Source organism: Elizabethkingia miricola (genome assembly GCF_001675285.1).
GTDB lineage: Bacteria > Bacteroidota > Bacteroidia > Flavobacteriales > Weeksellaceae > Elizabethkingia > Elizabethkingia miricola.
Genome location: NZ_LSGQ01000005.1, coordinates 1 through 24,422, shown reverse-complemented (window position 1 = coordinate 24,422; position 24,422 = coordinate 1). Strand labels below are relative to the sequence as shown.

Below are 24,422 nucleotides of genomic sequence, written 5' to 3'. Positions count from 1 at the left end.
ATGTTTTACATAACTCTTTAAACATATGATTAACACAAGCCTTATAACAAATAAATAAGATGAAACTAAACACCAAATTGCGAAAATTAAGAAATTCTATAAAGCTAAGTCAGGCTGAATTGGCCGAGGCTTTACAAATATCACAGACAGCTTATAACAAATGGGAGTCCGGCGCAACAAAACCCTCTTTGGATAATATTCTGAAACTGTCACAATTTTATAACATCTATATTGAAGAACTTATAGACGAAAGCCCCCTCCGTACAGCTGATACTTCAGAAAAAGAAATCAGAATAACAGAAGGGGCTATTTCGGCAATTATCCAAAATCAGAATGAACTAATCGGACTTATCAGGCAGCAGAATGAATTACTTATCCTGCTTTCAAAAACCTTAAATTAATATTTCAGGTTTGCCTTTTCAGCAATCTCCTGAGTGTTTTTAACAGGAACTATTGTAAAGCCCCATTTATAATTTTTGTCAGACGGAATACTGTATTCCGGAAGAGGTTTAGCACCCCAGCTATTATAACCGGCAACCCCCATCTGTTTCATATCCACACATACTTCTACGAAATTTCTTGGTGCAATATCGTTTATATGGGTCTGACGCGGACGCAAATCTTTCGCTTTTTCATCAGAATTAGCGGCACGCTCTTCCGAACTAAAGTTATTGAATTGGTAAGGTCTGTTTTCTGCTTCTTCGGAATCAAAATCTTCTACAGAATTTCTTAAAGCATTAAAGCCTACTGTATCATCAGCAATAATCAACAATCCAGTATTCTTGCCATCTGTAAGAGAAAACCAACGGTTAAATGTCCTGTGACCGTTTTCCTGCGGACGCACATAAGGGAAATACATATCCTCTGCTGTTGTATTATAAATACCTATTCTGGCTCCGGACTGACGGTCTGCATAGTTTTCCACAGGACCATTTCCATAGTACTGAACTTTATTCATGGACAGTGGCAATCTGAAACGCACTCCAATTCTTGGTACTTCCAGTTTAGATGAAATCTCCCTGGCCTTTTTCATTTCCGGAGTAAAGGTTGCCATCTGTGTAGCTTCCGAAGCTTCTACATTATTAGCCTCCATAGAAGTTGAGGTAAATTCCGCATTTACATTCATCACACCGTCCGGATAGATCTTATACTGTACCTTATACAGATTACCGGCAGGCAGCAGATAAGTTGCATTTAGCAGTGCATGATCATTTTCCTTTACAGCATTAACTTCCGTTACTTTAAAATCTTTACTCGACTGTTTCCAGATTTGAAGACGTTTCGGCATCGAACTTCCATAATCATTATCATTCGGGCCTCTCCAAAAGTTTGGCTGAATTCCGAATCCATCTTGAAAATATTCCTTACCATTAACCTTATATGAGCTTACGATACCTTTTGCTTTATCAAAAGTCAACACAGCTTTCCCAGCGGTTACAATCGTTATATTTCCTTTTTGATCCGTTTTTATATTCTGCGATACAGTCGCCGGCTTATAAGATTCTTTTACAATTTCAGAAGGCAGTCTGAATTGCCCATGCGCAATATTAAAGTTATTAGGAACTAGCGTTGTTGCTTTTGTTGTATATACATCAAAATTTACAAAATATTCCTTCCCTTGTTTCAGTAAGTTTACCGGAATCTGTATATCCATACTTTGCTGCGCACCAAGATTCATCGGAACCACTTTTTCAGCTACAATTTTACCATTTTCAATAACATTATATTTCAGGACATAATCCTGAGTATTTGTAAAATAGAAACGGTTTTTCACACTGAACAATCCTTTGGAAAGATCCTTTGCTTCAAAACCAAAGTCCTGGTGAACATACTTCACTTCCTGCATTGCCGGATGAGGAGTTCTGTCCGGATTGACAATACCATTAATCAGGAAGTTTCCATCGCTGGCCATATCCTTTCCGAAATCACCACCATAAGCCCAGAACATTTTCCCGTTTTTATCTTTCTGTGCAATGCCCTGATCTACCCAGTCCCATATGTAACCACCCTGAAGATTCGGATATTTATAAATTACCTGCCACTGCAGATCCAGATTACCACTGGAATTCCCCATTGCATGCGAATATTCTGAAGGAATTACCGGACGGTCAGATCCTTCTTTCCCGGTTTTCTCTAACCAGGCTGCACTTGGATACTGTGGCACATACATATCCGAGTTATAACCCCAGATTGCTCTTTCATAATTTACCGGACGGTTCATAAAATCTTTCTCCCGCTCTTTCAGCCATCTGTAGGTTACGTCGAAGTTGACTCCGTTTCCGGCCTCATTTCCTAATGACCAAAAGCTTACTGAAGGGTGATTTTTATTGCGTTCGAACATATTGATAGTTCTGTCCAGATGGGCATTCTGCCATTCCGGGTGCTTAGCCAGTGATTCTTTCCCATAGTACATTCCGTGGCTTTCAATATTTGCTTCATCATATACGTAAAGACCTAATTCATCACACAATTCATAAAACTTTCGGGATTGTGGATAATGGGCTAAGCGGACAGAATTGAGGTTATTTTGCTTCATCAATGTAAAATCCTTCAGCATAATATCTTCAGTCACATAATGTCCGGTTGCCGTATTATGCTCGTGGATATTAACACCTTTAAATTTTATAGGTTGTCCATTCACCAGAAACAAGCGATCTTTTCTTCCGTTACTTTCTACTTCCTTTATTTCAAATTTTCTGAATCCTACTGTAAATGGAATCGCTTCGGTTTGTGTACTCCCTTGGTTCTGTACTGTCATTATCAGTTTATACAAATTCGGAGATTCTGAAGTCCATGTTGAAACTCCCGGTATTTTGATTTCAGGAAATTTATAATCATTCTCCCCTCTTCCTTTTACACTTACTGTTGCCGAAGCTGAAGCTACAACCTTGTCCCTAGCGTCAAGCAGCTCATAACCCAGTACAGGGCTAGCCGGCTTAATCGGTGTATAGTTTGCTTTCTCTACAAGATCTCCATTTCCGTAATTCGCGACAGACATTTCCAACTGAAAGACCCCATTCTTATAAGAATCATCTAAAGTAGATTTCACTCTGAAATCACGCAAAGATACATTAGGCTGTGACCAAAGGTAAACATCTCTTTCTATACCACTCATGCGCCAAAAATCCTGCGCTTCCAGATAAGAACCTGTACTCCACCTGAATATTTTAACTGCAAGTTTATTAATACCAGGCTTCACATATTCATTAATCCTGAACTCTGCCGGGTTTTTAGAATCCTCACTATAGCCTACCTCTTTACCATTGATATAAACATAAGTACCAGACTTTGCACCACCAATATTCAGAAAAATAGTTCTGTCTTTCAGCCATTCTGCAGGAATATCAATATCTCTGCGGTAAACTCCTACAGGGTTTTCTTCCGGCATGTAAGGTGGAGCCTGTTTAGGCAACCTTGTCTTAGGATCTCTTTCTACAAATTCATAAGGATGATTAACATAAATAGCCGTTCCAAATCCCTGAACCTCCCAGTTTCCCGGTACTTTTATATCCTTCCATCCGGAAGTGCTGGTAGCAGAATCTGTAACATTTTCAGGTAATTGCTTATAAGCATCGGCAAAATGGAACTTCCAGGTACCATTAAGCGATTTATAATATTTACTATTTTCGAATTTAGTATTTAGAGCCTCACTTTTGGAATCATAAGTCATAAAGAGTGTCCGTGGATATTCTTTATTAACCTTTACAATACTGGCATTCTTCCAGTAAGGCAGTTCCTGAGCCTGAATAACGACCGTAACTAATGTGAGGACTCCAGCCAGGAGTTCCCTAGAAAAAAAATAATGTCTCATTACATGGTTATTTGAAGGGCTAAAGTATTAATTTCCAATCATAAAATCCAGAAAAAAGACATTTAAATTTTTATTTATTTAAAATAATATCGTATATTTGCATTTCGTTTTGGGCTTATTTTATTTTTTATAAATCAGATTTTTGATAACTCTTGCGCTTTCGCGTGAGGGATTTCTGCGTTTATATACAATATCCTAATTTCTCAAAACTTAAAAAAGTATTTTGCATTACGCTGTGAAAAGATATACCAGCGTTGCAGTTAGAAAAATAGACATCCGGAACAAGAAAAAAGATCGACAGGCTATTCTGATGAGCCCAAAAATCAAAGTCTTTCATCTTCAATCTTTCCCATTTGTCTTTCTTTCTGATATTTTTTACAAATCAAAATATTTTTTAACCCTTTTCTAAAACGTTTTATGAGCAAGACACAGACGCCAAAAACTCGGGAAAACCAAAGAATTAACTTCTCCTCTTCCAAAGGGAAAGTTATAACTCCTGATTTTCTGGACATTCAGATCCAGTCTTTCAAGGAGTTTTTCCAGCTTGATACACTGCCGGAAGCTAGATTGGATGAAACTCTTTACAAAACTTTCCAGGAAAACTTTCCTATTACAGACTCAAGAAACCAGTTTGTATTAGAATTCCTTGACTATTTAGTAGATGCACCTCGTTATTCTATCGACGAGTGTGTAGAAAGAGGTCTAACCTACAGTGTACCATTAAAAGCAAGACTTAAATTGTATTGTACTGACCCGGAACATGAAGATTTCCAAACAGTAGTACAAGATGTATATTTAGGTCCGGTACCATACATGACTCCAAGTGGTTCATTTATCATCAACGGAGCAGAGCGTGTTATCGTAACTCAGTTACACCGTTCACCGGGGGTTTTCTTCGGACAAACTTACCACGCAAACGGTACCAAGTTGTACTATTCCAGAATTATTCCTTTCAAAGGTTCTTGGATGGAATTTACAACGGATATCAACAGCGTAATGTACGCTTACATCGATCGTAAGAAAAAATTACCTTTAACTACACTTTTAAGAGCTATCGGTTATGAGTCTGACAAGGATATCCTTCAGATTTTCGACCTTGCTGAAGAAGTAAAAGTTTCTAAAGCTGCACTTAAAAAAGTAGAAGGAAGAACATTAGCTGCGAGAGTTTTGAACACTTGGTTCGAAGACTTCGTAGATGAGGATACAGGTGAAGTAGTTTCTATCGAAAGAAACGAAATCATCTTGGACAGAGAGACTGTTCTTGAAAAAGAACACTTGGATCTTATCCTTGAATCTGGTGTAAAAACAATTCTTATCCACAAAGAAAATGGAAATGAATTCTCTATTATCCAGAATACTTTACAAAAAGACCCTACCAACTCCGAAAAAGAAGCGGTAGAATATATCTACAGACAGTTACGTAACGCAGATCCACCAGATGAGGAAACTGCAAGAGGAATTATCGAGAAATTATTCTTCTCTGAGCAGCGTTATTCTCTTGGTGAAGTAGGTCGTTACCGTCTGAACAAAAAATTAGGATTAAACATCCCAATCGATACTGAAGTTCTAACAAAAGAAGATATTATCGCTATTGTTAGACACCTTATCGAATTGGTAAACTCTAAAGCTGAGGTTGATGATATCGACCACCTTTCTAACAGAAGAATTAAAACTGTTGGAGAACAGCTATCAGGACAGTTTGGTGTAGGTCTTTCCAGAATTGCAAGAACAATTAAGGAAAGAATGAACGTTAGAGATAACGAAATCTTTACACCAATAGACCTTGTTAATGCTAAAACATTAACATCAGTAATTAACTCATTCTTTGGTACCAACCAGCTTTCTCAGTTCATGGACCAAACCAACCCATTATCAGAGATCACTCACAAGAGAAGATTATCTGCACTAGGGCCTGGTGGTTTATCAAGAGAAAGAGCAGGTTTCGAGGTTCGAGATGTTCACCATACTCACTATGGTAGAATTTGTCCTATCGAAACTCCGGAAGGACCAAACATTGGTTTGATTTCTTCTCTAGGTATCTATGCTAAGATCAATAACCTTGGTTTCATCGAAACTCCATATAGAAAAGTAGAAAATGGTAAAGTAGACTTAAATGCTGACCCAATCTACCTAAATGCAGAGGATGAAGAAGCTAAAGTAATTGCTCAGGCGAACGTGGAACTAAGCGACAGTGGAGACTTCGAAACAGACAGAATTATTGCTCGTCTGGATGGTGACTACCCTGTAGTAGAGCCAGGTCAGGTAGACCTTATCGACGTTGCACCAAACCAGATTTCTGGTATTTCTGCATCATTAATTCCGTTCTTGGAGCATGATGATGCGAACCGTGCGTTGATGGGATCTAACATGATGCGTCAGGCTGTTCCATTATTAAGACCACAAGCTCCAATTGTAGGTACAGGTTTGGAAAAACAAGTAGCTACTGACTCCAGAATTTTGATTAATGCTGAAGGAACTGGTGTTGTAGAGTATGTAGATGCTGATAAAATTACAATTAAGTACGAAAGAAGCGAGGATGAAGATTTAGTAAACTTCGAATCTGCGACTAAGTCTTATAAATTAACTAAGTTCAGAAAAACCAACCAGAGTACAACTATTACATTGAAGCCTATCGTAAGAGTAGGTGACACTGTAGCAAAAGGACAAGTACTTTGCGAAGGTTATGCAACTGAAAAAGGAGAACTAGCACTAGGTAGAAACTTAGTAGTAGCCTTCATGCCTTGGAAAGGGTACAACTTCGAGGATGCAATTGTAATCAACGAGAAAGTTGTTCGTGAAGACTGGTTTACTTCTATCCACGTAGATGAATATTCACTAGAAGTTCGTGATACCAAATTAGGTATGGAAGAATTAACAGCTGATATTCCAAACGTATCTGAAGAAGCTACTAAAGATCTTGATGAGAACGGTATGATCCGTATCGGTGCTGAGGTGAAGCCTGGTGATATCCTTATCGGAAAAATCACTCCAAAAGGTGAATCTGATCCAACTCCGGAAGAAAAACTTTTACGTGCAATCTTTGGTGACAAAGCTGGTGATGTAAAAGATGCTTCATTGAAAGCTGACTCTTCATTAAGAGGTGTAGTTATCAACAAGAAGTTATTCTCCAGAAATATTAAAGACAAAAAGAAAAGAACTGAAGAGAAGCTTAAGCTTGAAGAAGTTGAAAACAGATACAAAGAGAAATTCGATGATCTGAGAAATACACTTCTTGAAAAACTTAACATTCTTGTTAGCGGTAAAACTTCTCAGGGTGTGAAAAATGACCTTGATGAAGAGCTTATCGGTAAAGGTGTGAAGTTTACTCAAAAGTTACTTTCTAGTGTTGAAGATTATGTAAACGTAAGCGGATCTGACTGGACGGTTGATGCAGATAAAAATGAATTAATCAAACAGTTAATCCACAACTACAAGATTAAGTACAACGACCTTCAGGGTGTTAAGAACCGTGAGAAATTTGCAATTTCTATCGGTGACGAATTACCAGCAGGTATCATGAAGTTAGCAAAAGTTTACATCGCTAAGAAACGTAAACTGAATGTAGGGGATAAAATGGCAGGACGTCACGGTAACAAGGGTATTGTTTCCAGAATCGTTCGTGAAGAAGACATGCCTTTCCTTGAAGATGGTACAGCTGTAGACATCGTTCTTAACCCACTAGGGGTACCTTCCCGTATGAACATCGGTCAGATTTATGAGACCGTATTAGGATGGGCTGGTAAGAAACTAGGATTGAAGTTTGCTACACCAATCTTCGATGGTGCTGAGTTAGATCAGATCACTGAGTACACTGAAAAAGCAGAACTTCCGGCTTACGGAAATACCTACTTATATGACGGTGGTACAGGTGAGAGATTTACACAGCCTGCGACAGTTGGGGTAATCTACATGTTGAAACTAGGACACATGGTTGATGATAAAATGCACGCACGTTCAATCGGACCATACTCATTGATTACGCAGCAGCCGTTAGGAGGTAAAGCTCAGTTCGGTGGTCAGCGTTTCGGAGAGATGGAGGTTTGGGCACTAGAAGCATTTGGTGCATCTAACATCTTGAGAGAAATCTTAACTGTGAAGTCTGATGACGTAATCGGTAGAGCAAAAACTTATGAAGCTATCGCGAAAGGAGAAGCGATGCCTGAACCAGGTATCCCTGAATCTTTCAACGTATTACTTCACGAGTTACAAGGTCTAGGACTAGATGTAAGATTGGAGGAGTAAATTAAAAGATTTAATTATTTAAAAAATTAAGTAACTCCAAATTTGAGAGCGAAAGCTATTTCAAAACTAATTTTTGAATCTTTCAATCTTTTAATCTTTAAATCAAAAAAAACAATGTCAAAAAATAAAACAAGTAGATTTAGTAAAATCACGATTGGTTTAGCTTCTCCAGAGTCTATTCTTCAGGAATCAAGAGGAGAGGTTCTAAAGCCAGAAACGATTAACTATCGTACACACAAACCTGAAAGAGATGGTTTGTTCTGCGAAAAAATATTCGGTCCTGTAAAGGATTACGAATGTGCTTGTGGTAAATATAAAAGAATCCGTTACAAGGGTATCGTTTGCGACCGTTGTGGGGTTGAAGTAACTGAGAAAAAAGTAAGACGTGAGCGTATCGGGCACATCAGTTTGGTTGTTCCTGTTGCACACATCTGGTATTTCCGTTCTTTACCTAACAAAATTGGTTACTTACTAGGTTTACCTTCCAAGAAATTGGATATGATTATCTACTACGAAAGATATGTAGTAATCCAACAAGGTATCGCTAGAAAAGCTGATGGTTCCGATTTCGACGAAATGGAATTCTTAACTGAAGAAGAATATCTTGATACTTTAGATACGCTTCCACAAGAAAACCAATACCTGGATGATTCAGATCCTAACAAATTCGTTGCGAAGATGGGGGCTGAAGCTATCGAGGAAATGTTGAGAAGAATCGATCTTGATGCGCTTTCTTATGACCTAAGACACAGAGCACACAACGAATCTTCAAAACAAAGAAGAACTGAAGCATTAAAGAGACTTTCTGTTGTAGAAGCATTGAGAGGTGCTAATACAAGAATGATCAACCGCCCTGAGTGGATGGTAATGCGTGTTCTTCCGGTTATACCACCAGAATTAAGACCACTAGTTCCATTGGATGGTGGACGTTTCGCTACTTCCGACTTAAATGACCTTTACAGAAGAGTTATCATCAGAAATAACCGTCTGAAGAGACTTTTAGAGATCAAAGCTCCGGAAGTAATCTTAAGAAACGAGAAGCGTATGCTTCAGGAAGCAGTAGATTCATTATTCGATAACACCAGAAAATCTTCTGCTGTTAAGTCTGAATCTAACAGACCATTGAAATCTCTTTCTGATTCATTGAAAGGTAAGCAAGGTCGTTTCCGTCAGAACTTATTAGGTAAAAGGGTTGACTACTCTGCTCGTTCGGTAATTGTTGTAGGTCCAAGCTTGCAACTACACGAGTGTGGTCTTCCAAAAGATATGGCAGCTGAACTTTACAAACCATTTATCATTAGAAAACTAATCGAGAGAGGTATTGTAAAAACTGTAAAATCTGCTAAGAGAATCATCGACAGAAAAGAACCTGTTGTTTATGATATCTTAGAAAACGTAATGAAAGGACACCCGGTTCTTCTGAACAGGGCACCTACCCTTCACCGTTTAGGTATCCAGGCATTCCAGCCTAAGATGATCGAAGGTAAGGCTATCCAACTTCACCCGCTAGTAACAACGGCATTCAACGCCGACTTCGATGGTGACCAGATGGCAGTACACTTACCACTAGGTCCTGAAGCTATCCTGGAAGCTCAGTTATTGATGTTAGGTTCCCAAAATATCCTAAACCCTGCGAATGGTTCTCCAATTACGGTACCTTCTCAGGACATGGTATTGGGTCTTTACTTCATGACCAAAGAAGCGCATTCAACAGATACAAACAAAGTAAAAGGAGAAGGCTTAGCATTCTACTCACCTGAAGAGGTAGAGATTGCTTATGCAGAAGGACAAGTATCGTTGAACGCTAAAGTAAAATGCCGTTTACCAGTTAAAGAAAACGGTGAATTAGTAACAAGACTGACTCCTACAACTGTTGGTAGAATTCTATTCAACCAGATTGTACCAAAACAAGTAGGTTATATTGATGAGTTATTGACTAAGAAGTCATTAAGAAACGTTATCGGTAGAATTTTGGATGAAACTGATTTCCCTACTACTGTAAAGTTCCTTGATGATATGAAAGATCTTGGTTACACCAACGCATTCAAAGGAGGTCTTTCATTTAGCCTTGGAGATATCGTGGTTCCTGCTGAAAAGAAAACCATGATTGCTAGTGCTGTTGAAAATGTAGATGAGATTAAGGCTAACTATAACATGGGTCTTATCACCGATACTGAACGTTACAACCAGGTAATCGACGTTTGGACAAATACCAACGCGAAGCTTACTGAAATGATTATGGACAGAATGAAGTCTGATCAAGGTGGTTTCAACTCAGTATTTATGATGCTTGACTCTGGGGCGAGGGGTTCTAAGGAACAGATTCGTCAGTTATCCGGTATGAGAGGTCTAATGGCAAAACCACAAAAAGCTGGTTCAGTTGGGGCGGAGATTATCGAAAACCCGATTGTGGCTAACTTTAAGGAAGGTCTTTCCATCTTGGAGTACTTTATCTCTACCCACGGTGCACGTAAGGGTCTTGCGGATACCGCTCTTAAAACTGCCGATGCGGGTTACCTGACTCGTCGTTTGGTAGACGTTGCTCAGGACGTTATCGTTACTGTTGACGACTGTGGTACATTAAGAGGTGTGGAGATTACGCCATTGAAGAAAAATGACGAAATCGTTGAGAAAATCTCTGAAAGAGTATTAGGTAGAGTTTCTCTTCACAATATCTATGATCCTGAAACCGATGAATTATTGGTAGAAGCTGATCAACTTATTGATGAGAAATTAGCGAAGAAAATTGAAGCTGCAGGTATCGAATCTGTAGAAGCTCGTTCTCCGTTAACTTGTGAAACTAAGAGAGGTATTTGTGCGAAGTGTTATGGTAGAAACCTGGCAACAGGTAAAATGATCCACATGGGTGAAGCTGTAGGTGTTATCGCTGCACAATCCATTGGTGAGCCTGGTACACAGTTAACATTGAGAACCTTCCACCAAGGGGGTACTGCGGGTAACATTTCTGAAAACCCATCTATCGTTGCAAAACGTGATGGTATCGTAGAAATGGACGAAGTAAGAACCATTAAGAGTGAAGGTGAAGATGGTAACACAACAGATATCGTTGTTTCCCGTTCTACTGAATTCCGTTTGGTAATGGATAACGAAACCAGAACAGTAATTATGACGGCGAACGTACCTTATGGTGCTGAGCTTGCTGTAAAACCTGGTGACAAAGTAAGTAAAGGAGATCTTATCTGTAAGTGGGATCCGTATAACGCGGTAATCATTGCTGAAACATCAGGTAAGGTTGAATACGAAGATATTATTCAAGGGGTTTCTTTCCAATTGGAAATTGACGAACAAACCGGTTTCGAGGAAAAAGTAATCTCTGATTCCAGAAACAAAAAAGCAGTACCTACTCTTAGAGTGGTAGATGCTAAAGGTATTGAGCAGAAATCTTACAACCTTCCGGTTGGTGCCCACTTAATGGTTAACGATGGTGAGAAAATTAAGGCTGGTAAAGTCTTAATCAAAATCCCAAGAAAATCTGCTAAAGCAGGGGATATCACCGGGGGTCTTCCAAGAGTTACCGAATTATTCGAAGCTCGTAACCCATCTAACCCAGCGGTTGTTACTGAAATCGACGGTGTAGTATCTTACGGTAAAATCAAGAGAGGTAACCGTGAACTTGTTGTTGAAGCTAAAACTGGTGAGATCAAGAAATATCTTGTAAAATTATCTAACCAGATCCTTGTACAGGAAAATGACTTCGTACGTGCAGGTTCTCCACTTTCTGATGGATCCGTTACTCCGGATGACATCCTAAGCATTAAAGGACCAACTGCGGTACAGGAATATTTAGTAAATGAGATTCAGGAAGTTTACCGTCTACAGGGGGTAAAAATTGATGATAAGCACTTCGAGATCATCGTTCGTCAGATGATGACTAAAGTAGAAATCGTTGATGGTGGTGATACTCAATTCCTTGAAGGCAGCCTTGAGCACAAGAATGACTTCATCGAAGAAAACGAAAGAGTATTCGGTCTTAAAGTAGTTATTAACCCAGGAGATTCTAAAGAATTCAAATCTGGTCAGATGATTACTGCAAGAGAACTAAGAGACGAGAACTCTAAGTTGAAGCGTGAAGATCAGGAATTAGTTGAAGTAAGAGAAGCTTTACCAGCTACAGCACAGCCTGTATTACAAGGTATTACAAGAGCAGCTCTTCAAACTAAATCCTTCATGTCTGCAGCTTCCTTCCAGGAAACTACTAAAGTACTTAACGAGGCAGCAGTGTCTGGTAAAGTAGATGATCTGAATGGTCTTAAAGAAAATGTAATTGTAGGTCACAGAATCCCTGCAGGTACAGGTCTTAAGCAATATCAGAATATCATTGTAGGTTCTACAAAGGAATTTGAGGATATAAATTAAAATTAATAATTTGAAATTTGAGATTTGAATTTATTTTTATACTTTCACAATCTCAAATTTTAAATTTTAAACAAAAATAATTAACAAAAATGGACAACAACCAAAATCCACAAGACGGAAACATCAACATTGAACTGAATGAAATGGTAGCAGCTGGTGTTTACGCAAATCTTGCTTTAGTTAATCACTCTCCATCTGAATTTATCTTGGATTTCATCCAACTAATGCCAGGTGTACAGCAAGCTAAAGTTAGATCAAGAGTTATCTTAGCTCCATTACACGCTAAGAGAGTTCTTAATGCGCTTCAGCAAAACATCGCTTCTTACGAACAACAATTCGGAGAAATTAAAGAAGTTGAGCCTTTCGTATTAGGACAAAACACTCCTCAAGCTTAATTAAAGTAACTACTTTAATATATAGGTCCCCGTCATTTCGACGGGGATTTTTATTTGATGAAAATTTAATCCCCAAGCCTTTGGCAAAGCTTTTATATGTTTTACCTTTGATAAAATTTTATGTTAATGAAGAAGTTTCTTGTTATAGGCTCTTTAATGTTAGCTGTTTTTGGCTACTCGCAAAAGCCTGCAGTGGATACAACACAGGTTGTAATATCCGGAAGAACAAACGCTCCTGAAACCCTGCAAAAACCTTATGTAATTCTTATTTCTGCAGACGGATTCAGATACGATTATATGCAGAAGTATAATACTAAGAATTTATTAAACCTGGCAGAAAACGGTATATGGGCAAAAAACGGAATGTATCCGTCCTACCCTTCTATTACCTTCCCAAACCACTACAGCATTGTAACAGGATTGTATCCTTCTCACCATGGCCTTGTGGATAACATTTTCTACGATCCTAACAGAAAGGAAATGTATAAAATAGGCAGTAAAACAGTTACAGATGGCAGCTGGTATGGAGGATTACCATTATGGGGATTGGCCGAAAAGCAAGGAATGATCGCAGCCAGTTTATTCTGGGTAGGTTCCGAGAGCGATGCCGGAGGAACAAGACCTTCTTATTACTATCCATATCACGAGAAATTTTCGGATGATGATAAGGTAAAAATTATCAAAAACTGGTTACAGCTTCCTGAAGAGAAAAGACCACACTTCATTACTCTATATTTCCCGGAAGTAGATCATGAAGGCCACCATTACGGCCCCGATGCAAAACAAACTGAAGATGCTGTACATTATGTAGATGGTGCTGTTCAGAAGTTGGTAGATGGATTAAAACCACTTAACCTTCCTATCAACTTTGTATTTGTTTCCGACCATGGAATGATAAAAGTAGATCCTAAAGATTACATTACAGTTCCATCCATTATCGACAGAAATAAATTTGTAGTAGTGAACAGCAATACTTTTGTAAGGATTACTGCAAAAGATGAAGCAGATATCTTGCCTCTTTATAAAGCGTTAAGAAAAGAAAAGCACGAAGGCTATAAAATATATCTGGCAAAGAACTTCCCGGGAAGATTACACTACAGCAAATCGGATGATAAAAACAGAAGAATCGGTGATATTATACTGGTACCTAACGGAACAAAAGCTATGGTAGATCCGGGTAAAAATCCTCCGGTAGGAAAACACGGTTATAATCCGTATAAAGTACCCGAAATGAAAGCAACTTACTTTGCATGGGGTCCTGCATTTAAACAACACCAGCAGATAAGACCATTTGTAAATGTAAATATCTATCCTGCTATCGCTGAGATTCTGAACCTGAAAATTACAGCTCCTATAGATGGAAACATCAAAGTACTGGGAAAAACACTCAATAAAAAGTAACAAAACCGGCATAAGCCGGTTTTTTGTTTATATATCTTATTAGACTAAACGGAGTTCAAGTTTTTGTAATAATAATTGTATTGATAATTTACCATATATAGCACGAGCAAGATCCTCGCGCCAGCATTAAGAAGCAACGCCTGAATAATTAGGCTTCGACTTCGCTCAGCCTGACAGCTCATACGTTTCAAAACCTAAAAATTTGTAAAAAGTAAATTCTCTCGTTGGTTCGAGCGTCTCGCTCGGATCTCAACTATAAATATTTTGATGTTGGTAAGTATTAAAATAATAATATATGTCATGATCAAGATTCTTACATCAGTATTAGTATACTAAAACACTCGCAAAAATTAGTTCATCTATAAAGCAAATTATTACTTAATTCCGAATCGCTTAACTTCTACCTTTCTTTCTTTAACTTTCAGAATAAAAGGTTTCAGCTCCGATGTATTTCCTTCAGCGATATCTGCCGTCTGATTGGCTTCTACATATACATTCTTCTGCAGTGCATTACCATCTATAAATACTTTATAATGTCCTACCGGCAAATAAGCTGAATATTCTCCTCTTTCATTGGTGTAGAAAACAAAATTTTTAAACTGATTATTCTGGAATACTACAGGAAGTCCTGATAAGACTTCTATTACTTCATATTGTGTTTTAGTAGTTTCCTGATACTGCACTTTTCCTTTTACCATGCTTGTTTTCTGCAGCGGAATTGTAAGGAATACATCTTTCCTGTCCACGGTAACCCTCATATCGTCGGCATACCATTTATCTTCCATTGCTTTTATCATGTAGGTTCCATAAGGTACTTTCTTGTACTTTATATTTCCGTTCTTTGGTGTAATAAACAGGGTATTGTTAATTTTAGTTTTCAAATCCTGCGCCGGCAGATCTACAGAAGGATCATACTGTCCGTTATTATTAAGGTCATAATAGAAAAACAATTCTATATTTCCTGTTTTACCACTACTTTTTTCTTCTCCAAAACTCGGCAAATCCTGGATAATACCTACCTGATAATAATTATTAGCAGATCTGTATACTCCGTTCAGGTATTTATTCAGATTATAGCTGGCAAAAAGTTTAGTTCCGGATAAAATCCGGTAATCGAGGTTGGTATTAAAAGAAAAACTTTTTCCAATAAATTTATCGGAGTTAAAAATGGAACCAAATAACACATTGAGACGTTTGTTAAGCAGGCTTATTTTATAATTGGCAATAGCAGAAATCCTCTCCGTATTGTCGCTAAGGCTATTGTTATAATTACCTTCATATAACATAAAGTTACCTTTCTGGTAATTGGCACTCAGCATGAAATTTTTATAATACCAGTTAGCCTGTAACCTGTAAATAAAACTATTAGAGGTAAATCCAACATATCTGGAATAGCCATTCGAAAGAACCAGGTTAATGCTGCTTTTATAATCCGGACTGGTATAGTTAAGGGCTGTATTGATAAAAGCGGTATTAAAGTCTACATTTATGCTCTGAAAGCTACTATTAACAAACACATTGGATCGTTCTGTGCTCCATTGCGGAATAATACTAAGTTTTGTGTTTCTGGCAATCGTAAAGCTGGTTCCCATTTCAACCTTGCTACGGTTAGCAACCGTATTATATTGGTATTGAGGATCAATACTTTTAGGATTATAATTATTCAGGCTATACCCTACCCAGATATTGAATTTATCAAAATTTCTGAACAAACGCTCCTCAAAAACAGTATTTCCTTTTCTAATTCCCGGATAGTAACTACTACTATAATAATTGTTAGAACTAAAAGTATATTTATTAAATGATGTATTCAGATTTAGTCCCGCAGCTACAGAAGATGCCGTATGAGACACTTCACCTTTTGTAGATGTGTAACCATATCCCAATCTCAGATCATAATATGTCTGTTTGTTATTATTGTAATGGTATTCATTCATCAGGATAAAACTTCGCTGGTATGGGTCATTATCCAGAATAACCGAATTATCCAGAGACTCTTTTTCATTGAGGCTAATGGATGATTTTGCATAAGTAGAATATCCTCTCGAAGAATTATTAAGATCCAATGGATCAATCAGGTTATAGCTTTTTTCAACAGTTCCAACACGGATCACGGATCTTTTGTTGGTAAATGGATTAACAGAAACTTCAGCCCCACGCCCTACAAGGTTTATTTCCAGATCGCTTGCATTAAGATTACCCAATTGCACACCTACACCTTTCCCTTCCAATCTTACCCAGGTATTGGTAAACAAAGGCTTTGTGCTGTTATTACTCCAATAGGTTCCGTTTACATTAACAATACCTTTTATACCACCGGCATAAAATTCGGTATGCAGATCTAGATTATAGGAGGAATCATAATTAAGAAAAGCATTCCGGCTGCTAAGACTGATATGATTGACCTGATATGCAGGTCTGTAAAAATTGATAAAAGCTGGGTCTACGTATTTCCTGTTCCCTAAGGCATTTTGTACGATAATAATAGCATTGCCAAAGAATTCTTTATCCGCATTCAGTCCTGCTACATTTACAGTAAAAAGTTCCATTTTCAAGAGATCTTTATCCACAATTTTAGAGAAACTGACTTCTTTATTAACAAACGGTTCCAGTTTTATTTTCTTGCTAAAACTAAGGTCACGCCCGTCAGCTTGTGGAAAACTGGCAATTACTTCTACATTTTCCTCTCTGTTTCCGCTATTATATACCTGTGTGGAAATCTTTATAGAATCTCCCACTTTATACATCAGTACCTGAGGCTCGTTGGCTACAATTTTCAATCCGCGTTTAGACTGTACTGTCATACTGGTTTCGGCAGTTGCTAAAGTTAGACTACTCTCTGTTATAGCATATTTTATAGTTGCTGTTCCAGCAGGTTGGTTCTTTTCTACAAATATTTTTACAGGTAAAAAAGCTTTTTCATTAGCCTTTAAATGTATGGAAGAGATATTGTTAATAACTCTTAGTCCCTTTACCGTCTGTATATCTACATCCAGATTTCTTTCGATTTCTGTATTATTACTGATTTTAAGCAGTACACTTACCATGTCTTCATTGAAGACACTAAGTTTCTGATCCGTTTCTATACTGACAGCACTTTTCTGGGCATAACACATGGTTATCCCCGCCACAAATATGGTTAATATAAATTTTTTGAAAAGGTTCAAAATTTTTACTGTGGAATAAGGCTGAAAATAAGGGTTCCCGAATACTGTTCCTGAGCTTGATTAAAAAATCTCATGTCTCCCGCCTGTGTAGAATAGGTGAGATCAAAATACTTTTCTGTCTTTGCAGGAATCATACTTGTAATAATATTCTGCTTACTGCTGGATAATTTCACACTACCCATTACAGTCTGCGACTGGCTGTCCTTCACATTGAGATTTATAGCATTTACCGGAAGATTCTGGTTAGATGTACTTGTAAGGTCGTTATTCAGACTGTTCACCTGTACTGCATAACCTGTAGTAGAGATTACTGACAATGCTCTGCTGTATGTTCTGGATACTCCGTTGGCATAATCGCCGGGAGTTTTAAATTCCAAAAGAACATTTTTAGCAGAAGGATCCAGCAAAATTGCATATTCTTCTGCAGGCTTTGGAGGTGAGTCGTCCGGATGTACCTGCATCTGGAAAGACACTGGCTCCGAATCTATAATCTCTCCTTTGCTATTCCTTATCTCTATGATAATGTTTACTGTATAATTGTTCCATGAAGAATATTCCTCCAAATACGCTCCCCCGTCTATCATAACATCATATCCAAGCGTCATCATAAAATACCTGTTAACAATCTGAAGGTTATAAGGTGAATTGTTGACAAAATACGAGTTGGTATACTGGAAAGGAATGGGATTGGTATTCACCCCCAGGTTCCCGGCATTAGGACTAGTTCCCTGGTCATTCACACCATTGCTAGACACACTATTGAAGCGAAACTTCAGTCGTTCTACAGGAAAATATTTTGCACCTCCATTACTAATAGCGCCTACAACTCTGTAACTCATAGACCAGTTCTGCATCTGAAGTCCCTGACTACCATTGGCATGAACCTGAATCTGAACAAGATTACTAATTGTAGCTCCGTTATAGCTTCTTACCGGAGCATATCCGGTATTAAACGGAGTTATCCACAATCTCTGAGCTGAGACCTGCGTAAAGCTGAGCAGAAAAAATATACAGATAAAGAGTCTATTCATTAATAAAGGTTAACTCCGCCATTTTAATAACATTATCATCGCCATAAGTAAATGTAGAGGTTACAATATACTTTCCTTTCTCCAGCCCTTTCGGCAACGGGATAGTTACAATACGTTTGTCTGAAGGAAGTGTGTAAATAATCTCATCTTCCAGATTATATTTTGCTCCGTTTTGCTGATTAATCATCTCTGTGTGAATGGTACCATCTGTCCATACATTTCCCTGGTTTATAATTTCTAAAACCAGACTTTTACTATCCTTTTCATATTTGTAATCCGTGAAGTCCATATTAGGTTCACGCTGAGAAGAATAACGATGATAGATCTTGATTCCTGTTCTTACACTTACTTTTACCAAGGCTCCTTTTTCATTAATAGCATCAACGGGATTGGTTTGGGTAATGTACATAAGACAGGTATGAACCGCTAATGCATCTTTCCGTACTGCCGGAGGTGTAACGGTAATTTCCAGTTCTTTTGTTTCTCCGGGATTCAGACTAAAGTACGACTGTGGTTTTATGCTTACCCAATTTACAGCCGAATTTTCTAAAGTTCCGGGTTCCGATATAACATTGTTCCCTTTCTCGTCGTATGTCCAGTCATTCAGAGAGACTGTTAACTCCAGTGTGGTTGTTTTGCTCGGATTGGTTACCAAAACTTTTTTCGTACTACTCTCTCCTGCATTAGAGGTAAAATAATTGCGCGGAGGACTTACAGTAATTCCTGCTTGTCCTTTTGCAATAATACCAGTCAGGAAAAATAACAAAAAGCTTAAACTTGCCAGAATTCTTTTCATATCGTGTAAAAAGGCAACCTAGGATTAATATCCTAAGTGCCTTAAATATTGTTATAAAAAAAATAATGTTATTTAGCTACAATAGTGTAGGTTACAACAGTCGTATAAGTCGTAGGATTTTCCACGTTAAAATACTTGTTCAGGTAGCTGTCAGCACCAGCAGCAGAGTATTTTACGTTAAAGGTCTTGTCAACACCACCAATGTTACTGGAAATTAATTCAGTTGGGGTTGTAGATAATGTTACGGTACTAAGTTTTGAACCTGATAATGGGTTAGTAGTACCTGCAGTCGGCGTAAGTTTAATATCCGCTGCGTTAATTTTTTCTGTGATGCTTGTGTTTACACTGGATAACTGAGCATCTTTTGACTGTACATTTACAGCGAATGCACCGGTACTGTATACCGTAAGGTGATCTGCTTCATCTAAAGCTACACCTTTCTTGTAATCGTCTGATGTTCTGTAGTCAAGGTTTACATTTTTTTGTGAACCATTTACCACAATCGTCTGGATTGGATAAAGTCTAACATTAACCGTTGCATCGCCTGTTTTCTGCGCAGCCACGTTAATTGATGTAAGGCCGAAAGTAAGGCCTAACAGGTAATAAAATTTTCTCATACTTTTAATAAAATCTTCTTCTTTTTAAAAAAAATGCATTTTATGCAAACGCATTCATGCTACCTTTGATAGCGGGTGCAAAATTAGAGTGGAAATCCTATCTATTAGTTATGAAAAACAACAAAAAAACTATGTAAAACGACAAAAATTAATTTTTATTAACACTGCCTATAACCCTACTTACTAGGCAGTTATAGTATATTTTCTAGTTTTATGAGGCATTAATAAAAGTGTATGTACTGAAAATATAACACTTAGCTCAGGGCCGTATTTTCTCCAAAAATAATTGCATTAGCATTTATTCTGTATTGCATAGGTGTCATTCCGATATGAAGTTTAAAGAAATTATTGAAATTTGACTCTTGTGAAAATCCTAATTCCAGGCTGATATTTTTAACAGGTATTGAAGTCGACCTTAACATTGCTTTCGCCTTATCCAAGGCTCTTCCCGTAACAAGACTCTTTGCAGAACAACCATAAATAATTTGGGTTGCCTTGTCTAACCTTCGTTTTGTAATATTAAGTTTATCGGCATAGTAGCTTACCACAAGATTGAAAGTTACCTGCTCATCAAGAAGTTTACTAAACTTATTCGCTATTTCCTGATCATAGACATTTTTAGTACCTCTTTCAAAGCCCGGGTCAAAGTCCAGTTGTGCTCTTATGAGAATAAATTCTATAAAATTAGCCAGCAAATTTCTTTTAATCAAAGGATTAGCTCCAGGCGTCTGAAGTGGTCTTGCGTAGTTTTTAACAATGAACTTGTATGGTATAAAACTATTTTTAGCCGCAACACCTAAAGGATTCTGAAAGAAAAAACAATTTGTAATGTAATACAGAAATTTCAGCCGGTCCATAAAGACTTCCGGCTTAAACCAGATAAGTACAGCTTTCTTATATTTCTCTATAACGGAAAAAGAACTTTTAGGAGGAAGGAAATAGAAAGTTTCCGGGTCTATGCTTATGCTTTTATCCTTAATAATTATGTTTAAATGGTCTGTTGCAGTATACAGAATGGAGTATGCCAATGGATGAATACTAACATCCAGGTCATCAGCATCTTTTAGTCGATAAATCCCCCAGTCCTTTTGCATTTCCCTATTCATAAAAGCCAAATACAGATGCAAATATAACCGTATTTATTTATTTCATATAATAATTACATATATATGATTAATTTTTAACAATTTTTGAAGATTATTTATTTTTTTTAGAAGAAAATATACTAAAAACTAGTGTATACAGAAGTATACAAACCCGCTATATATTTAGTACATAACATTTTTTACAGCACAATCCATACGCTAATACCATTTTTCGATACTGAAAATTTTCCGCAGCCATTTTTATCAATTTCAATATGATCATTTACTATTCCCAGGGCATCATAAAAGAATTTTCCACTATATTTTGTACCAACTTCCATTATTTTCTCTCCTGGACCATTATTACTGATAACAACAGCACAGCCTGGTAAGTCCTCGTTTCCCTCAAAGGTCCAGCCTATATAATCCGGATGATCAAAATAGTCATGTTGCACACCGTAGACATTATTCTGGCGAATACTCAGTAAAATTTCCAGCTCTTCTACTTTCTCAAGAAAAATTTCACATTCATTACCTTCTTTATCTTTATCCACATAATGTGCTCCAAATAAGTCCGGATAGAATATACAGGGATATCCTTCTGCTCGTAATAAGATTAATGCATAAGCTATGGGTTTAAACCAATGTTCAACCGGAGCTTCCAATTGTTGTAACGGCTGGGTATCGTGATTATCGACTAGGGTAACAGCTTTATCGGGTTGATTCTGAACCAGTGTTCCATCAAAAATTTTACTCAGATCATAATCTGCTCCTTGGTTAGAAGCTAGGTAAAATTGATGCTGCAATGGAGCATCAAAAAGATTCATACAGCCCTCCGTTACTTCTATATATTTTTCAAGGAGAGGCAAATCGTTCGGAGCCCAGTATTCACCTACAGCAAATATATTCTCTTCTGTGGCTTCACGAAGTTTATACAGCCAGTCTTTAAAAAATGCCGGTGTAATATGTTTTATAGCATCCAGTCTAACACCATTATATCCAATCTGTTCATAATACCACTTCCCCCAGTAATCTAATTCTCCAACAACATTTGGATTTCGGAAATTAATATCATTATTCATCAGATAATCGTAGTTACCCTTTTCATCACTTAGCAATTCATCCCAACCATCTCCATAATCATTGATCACCCGATATACATGCATACCATCAATTCCTTCAGCATATTCAACACCTGAAAAACAGGTAAAATCCCAGATAAATTCCGAATACTGCTTATTTCTCTCAGGAAAATTAAACTTCGTGTAAGACTTAATATTAAAAGGTTCCGATGTCACCTCATTTCGGTTTTCGGTATTTACTTCCACAACCTGAAATTCTTGCAGCTCGTCACCGCCAGCTTTATGGTTCAGTACAATATCTGCAATAATCTGAATACCTTTACTTTTAAGGCTGTTTATAGCGGCCAAATAATCCTCCTTAGTACCATATTTAGTTGCAATACTTCCTTTCTGATTAAACTCTCCTAAATCGAATAAATCGTATGGATCATAACCTACAGAATAGGCCCCACTTGCACATTTATATGCAGGAGGAAGCCATACCGCTGTTATCCCTATATGCTTTAAATAATCGGTTGTTTCTTTAAGATTTATCCACAGAAAAGAGTCTCCGTCCGTATACCAGTGAAAATACTGAAGCATCGTTCCATTCATAATATGCGCCTTTAGGATAATAAAAGTACATTAAAAAGAACTGATTATCTTACAATTACAAAAAATTAAAATGTAAACACAGTTATAAAAATTCCGGAAAAGGAATTTTAAGCTGGACAGAAACCTGCTTCTTTTCTTCAGTATTAAGGTTGGACAGGGATAATCCCAGAAGACGTATCGGTTTATCAAACGGCCGGCTCTGCCAAAGTTGTTTAGCAAGTGTAGATAATGAAAATTTATTCTCGAGATACTGACCTTCAGTTTTACTACGGGTAAATAATGTAAAATCTTTGTATTTTATTTTTAATGTCAGCGTCTTCCCTTTAATTCCCGATCTTTCAAGACGACGTGACAATTCATCAGTAATTTCATCTATTTTTTCAAAAACGGTATCTTCATCCAGCAAGTCTTCCCAAAAAGTTTCTTCAACAGCTACACTTTTTGCTATTCGGTGAGGCTTCACTTCTGAATATTGAATACCTCTTACTACATTATAATAGTGTTTTCCGGATTTTCCAAAAAGCAAAACCAACTCTTCAAGACTTTTATTCTTAAGATCTTTTCCCTTATAAATACTAAGGGTGTTCATTTTATTAGCAGTAACCTTACCTATACCATAAAATTTCTCTATAGGCAGCTCTTCTAAAAAGCTGAGAACATTCTGTGGATGAATCGTTTTTTGTCCATTAGGCTTATTGATATCTGATGCTACTTTTGCAAGAAACTTATTAACAGATATTCCTGCAGAAGCCGTCAAACCCGTTTTCTCAAATATCTTCTTACGAATTTCCAGTGCAATCTGATTTGCAGACTCAATACTTTTCTTATTTTCAGTAACATCCAGATATGCTTCATCCAGCGACAAAGGTTCCACCAGATCTGTATATTCGTAAAATATCTCACGGATTTGCTGGGAAATTTCCTTATATCTGGGAAATCTTGGTCGTACAAAAATTAAGTTGGGACATTTTTGTTGTGCAGTCTTACTAGGCATAGCGGAGCGTACACCATATTGTCGGGCTTCATAACTTGCAGCAGCAACTACTCCCCTATGAATTCCACCTACAGCAATAGGTTTTCCTTTTAATTCAGGGTTATCATGCTGCTCCACGGAAGCATAAAATGCATCCATATCTACATGAATAATCTTACGAAGCGGAAAAGGGAAATACATACCGCAAAGATATGGATTAGTTTATTTTCAGGAAGATCAAAACAATTTATATCTTCTTTCTCATTAATAGAATATGGGATTCAAAACCTGCCTTTTCATAAGCTTTTACTGCTGGTTCATTATCATAATAAACTTCTAATCGGATTTCCGAAATACCTCTGTCTTTTGACCAGTTTATAAGTTCTTCCAAAATAAGTTTATTAATTCCTTTTCCTCTGTACTCAGGCTTTACATACATAAATCCTAAATAGGCATATCTGGAAAAATCATAATATTTTTTTTCGGCATCTTTGATAAGAGTATAACCCGAGGCTATAACTTCATTATTAGTTTCTGCAACAATAAGCGCTGCATTTTCTGAAGTTAATAATGAATTCAGGTCATAATAATGAATTTCTCCTTCTATTAAAGTAGGATTATATGGTCTTTCAGCCGTTACGACTCCCTGTTCAAATTCTAAAAGAACAGGTAAGTCCTCTTCTGTAGCATATCTTAGTGTAATCATACTATAAAAGTAGTCAAAAGTTAAGAATCATGAGTTATAAGTTTATAAGAGTTATGGGTCTTATAATTATTATGACTTTAATAGTTATCTAACTATATTACAGTCTTATAACCTCTGTAGCCATTATAACTTTATCACATCCGTA

General features: G+C 37.3%; 14 protein-coding genes. 5 read left to right on the top strand and 9 right to left on the bottom strand.

Going from position 1 to position 24,422, the window contains the following annotated elements:
- Positions 1–59: 59 nt before the first annotated feature.
- On the top strand, positions 60–401 hold the full coding sequence (locus ATE49_RS07160; RefSeq protein WP_065081617.1) for a helix-turn-helix transcriptional regulator: 342 nt from the start codon (positions 60–62) through the stop codon (positions 399–401).
- Here the strand turns inward: ATE49_RS07160 and ATE49_RS07155 are convergent.
- Complete coding sequence (locus ATE49_RS07155) at positions 398–3,811, bottom strand: glycoside hydrolase family 2 TIM barrel-domain containing protein (RefSeq protein ID WP_065081616.1); 3,414 nt, start codon at positions 3,809–3,811, stop codon at positions 398–400. The two genes, ATE49_RS07160 and ATE49_RS07155, sit on opposite strands and share 4 nt — an antisense overlap.
- A 417-nt stretch (positions 3,812–4,228) precedes the next feature.
- On the opposite strand from ATE49_RS07155, the gene rpoB reads away from it, so the two are divergent.
- The 4 genes from rpoB to ATE49_RS07135 all read left to right on the top strand — a co-directional run bounded on the left by rpoB (position 4,229) and on the right by ATE49_RS07135 (position 14,226).
- Positions 4,229–8,053 (top strand): DNA-directed RNA polymerase subunit beta, encoded by a 3,825-nt coding sequence (gene rpoB / locus ATE49_RS07150; protein WP_034870625.1) that lies wholly within the window; start codon positions 4,229–4,231, stop codon positions 8,051–8,053.
- Positions 8,054–8,167: 114 nt separating this feature from the next.
- Positions 8,168–12,430 (top strand): DNA-directed RNA polymerase subunit beta', encoded by a 4,263-nt coding sequence (gene rpoC, locus ATE49_RS07145; RefSeq protein WP_059156526.1) that lies wholly within the window; start codon positions 8,168–8,170, stop codon positions 12,428–12,430.
- Positions 12,431–12,519: 89 nt separating this feature from the next.
- A complete protein-coding gene (locus ATE49_RS07140; RefSeq protein ID WP_009091273.1) occupies positions 12,520–12,825 on the top strand; it encodes a DUF3467 domain-containing protein in 306 nt (101 codons plus the stop codon).
- 126 nt (positions 12,826–12,951) lie between these two features.
- Positions 12,952–14,226, top strand: a complete 1,275-nt coding sequence (locus ATE49_RS07135; protein ID WP_065081615.1) for an alkaline phosphatase family protein — start codon at positions 12,952–12,954, stop codon at positions 14,224–14,226.
- Between the two features lie 374 nt (positions 14,227–14,600).
- On the opposite strand, the gene ATE49_RS07130 is transcribed toward ATE49_RS07135, so the two are convergent.
- The 8 genes from ATE49_RS07130 to ATE49_RS07095 all read right to left on the bottom strand — a co-directional run bounded on the left by ATE49_RS07130 (position 14,601) and on the right by ATE49_RS07095 (position 24,277).
- A complete protein-coding gene (locus tag ATE49_RS07130; protein WP_065081700.1) occupies positions 14,601–17,357 on the bottom strand; it encodes a COG1470 family protein in 2,757 nt (918 codons plus the stop codon).
- Between the two features lie 41 nt (positions 17,358–17,398).
- Positions 17,399–18,424, bottom strand: a complete 1,026-nt coding sequence (locus tag ATE49_RS07125; RefSeq protein WP_059345962.1) for a hypothetical protein — start codon at positions 18,422–18,424, stop codon at positions 17,399–17,401.
- Positions 18,417–19,220, bottom strand: coding sequence for a fimbrial biogenesis chaperone (locus ATE49_RS07120; protein WP_065081614.1), 804 nt, complete (start codon positions 19,218–19,220; stop codon positions 18,417–18,419). Before ATE49_RS07120 ends, ATE49_RS07125 begins: the two co-directional genes overlap by 8 nt.
- A 68-nt stretch (positions 19,221–19,288) precedes the next feature.
- Complete coding sequence (locus ATE49_RS07115) at positions 19,289–19,837, bottom strand: hypothetical protein (protein ID WP_009091284.1); 549 nt, start codon at positions 19,835–19,837, stop codon at positions 19,289–19,291.
- Positions 19,838–20,091: 254 nt separating this feature from the next.
- On the bottom strand, positions 20,092–20,943 hold the full coding sequence (locus tag ATE49_RS07110; RefSeq protein WP_223200208.1) for a helix-turn-helix domain-containing protein: 852 nt from the start codon (positions 20,941–20,943) through the stop codon (positions 20,092–20,094).
- Between the two features lie 179 nt (positions 20,944–21,122).
- Complete coding sequence (locus ATE49_RS07105) at positions 21,123–22,598, bottom strand: alpha-amylase (protein WP_065081613.1); 1,476 nt, start codon at positions 22,596–22,598, stop codon at positions 21,123–21,125.
- Positions 22,599–22,680: 82 nt separating this feature from the next.
- Complete coding sequence (dinB, locus tag ATE49_RS07100) at positions 22,681–23,772, bottom strand: DNA polymerase IV (RefSeq protein WP_065081612.1); 1,092 nt, start codon at positions 23,770–23,772, stop codon at positions 22,681–22,683.
- A 46-nt stretch (positions 23,773–23,818) separates the two neighbouring features.
- Positions 23,819–24,277 carry a GNAT family N-acetyltransferase gene (locus tag ATE49_RS07095; RefSeq protein ID WP_065081611.1) on the bottom strand — a complete coding sequence of 153 codons (459 nt, stop codon included), beginning with the start codon at positions 24,275–24,277 and terminating at the stop codon, positions 23,819–23,821.
- Between the last annotated feature and the right edge of the window lie 145 nt (positions 24,278–24,422).

Excerpts from the sequence above, each read along its gene's own strand:
- ATE49_RS07160 (WP_065081617.1), top strand. The coding sequence starts at position 60 with ATGAAACTAAACACCAAATTGCGAAAATTAAGAAATTCTATAAAGCTA.
- ATE49_RS07155 (WP_065081616.1), bottom strand. The coding sequence starts at position 3,811 with ATGAGACATTATTTTTTTTCTAGGGAACTCCTGGCTGGAGTCCTCACA.
- rpoB (WP_034870625.1), top strand. The coding sequence starts at position 4,229 with ATGAGCAAGACACAGACGCCAAAAACTCGGGAAAACCAAAGAATTAAC.
- rpoC (WP_059156526.1), top strand. The coding sequence starts at position 8,168 with ATGTCAAAAAATAAAACAAGTAGATTTAGTAAAATCACGATTGGTTTA.
- ATE49_RS07140 (WP_009091273.1), top strand. The coding sequence starts at position 12,520 with ATGGACAACAACCAAAATCCACAAGACGGAAACATCAACATTGAACTG.
- ATE49_RS07135 (WP_065081615.1), top strand. The coding sequence starts at position 12,952 with ATGAAGAAGTTTCTTGTTATAGGCTCTTTAATGTTAGCTGTTTTTGGC.
- ATE49_RS07125 (WP_059345962.1), bottom strand. The coding sequence starts at position 18,424 with ATGAATAGACTCTTTATCTGTATATTTTTTCTGCTCAGCTTTACGCAG.
- ATE49_RS07120 (WP_065081614.1), bottom strand. The coding sequence starts at position 19,220 with ATGAAAAGAATTCTGGCAAGTTTAAGCTTTTTGTTATTTTTCCTGACT.
- ATE49_RS07115 (WP_009091284.1), bottom strand. The coding sequence starts at position 19,837 with ATGAGAAAATTTTATTACCTGTTAGGCCTTACTTTCGGCCTTACATCA.
- ATE49_RS07110 (WP_223200208.1), bottom strand. The coding sequence starts at position 20,943 with ATGAATAGGGAAATGCAAAAGGACTGGGGGATTTATCGACTAAAAGAT.
- ATE49_RS07105 (WP_065081613.1), bottom strand. The coding sequence starts at position 22,598 with ATGAATGGAACGATGCTTCAGTATTTTCACTGGTATACGGACGGAGAC.
- dinB (WP_065081612.1), bottom strand. The coding sequence starts at position 23,772 with ATGTATTTCCCTTTTCCGCTTCGTAAGATTATTCATGTAGATATGGAT.
- ATE49_RS07095 (WP_065081611.1), bottom strand. The coding sequence starts at position 24,277 with ATGATTACACTAAGATATGCTACAGAAGAGGACTTACCTGTTCTTTTA.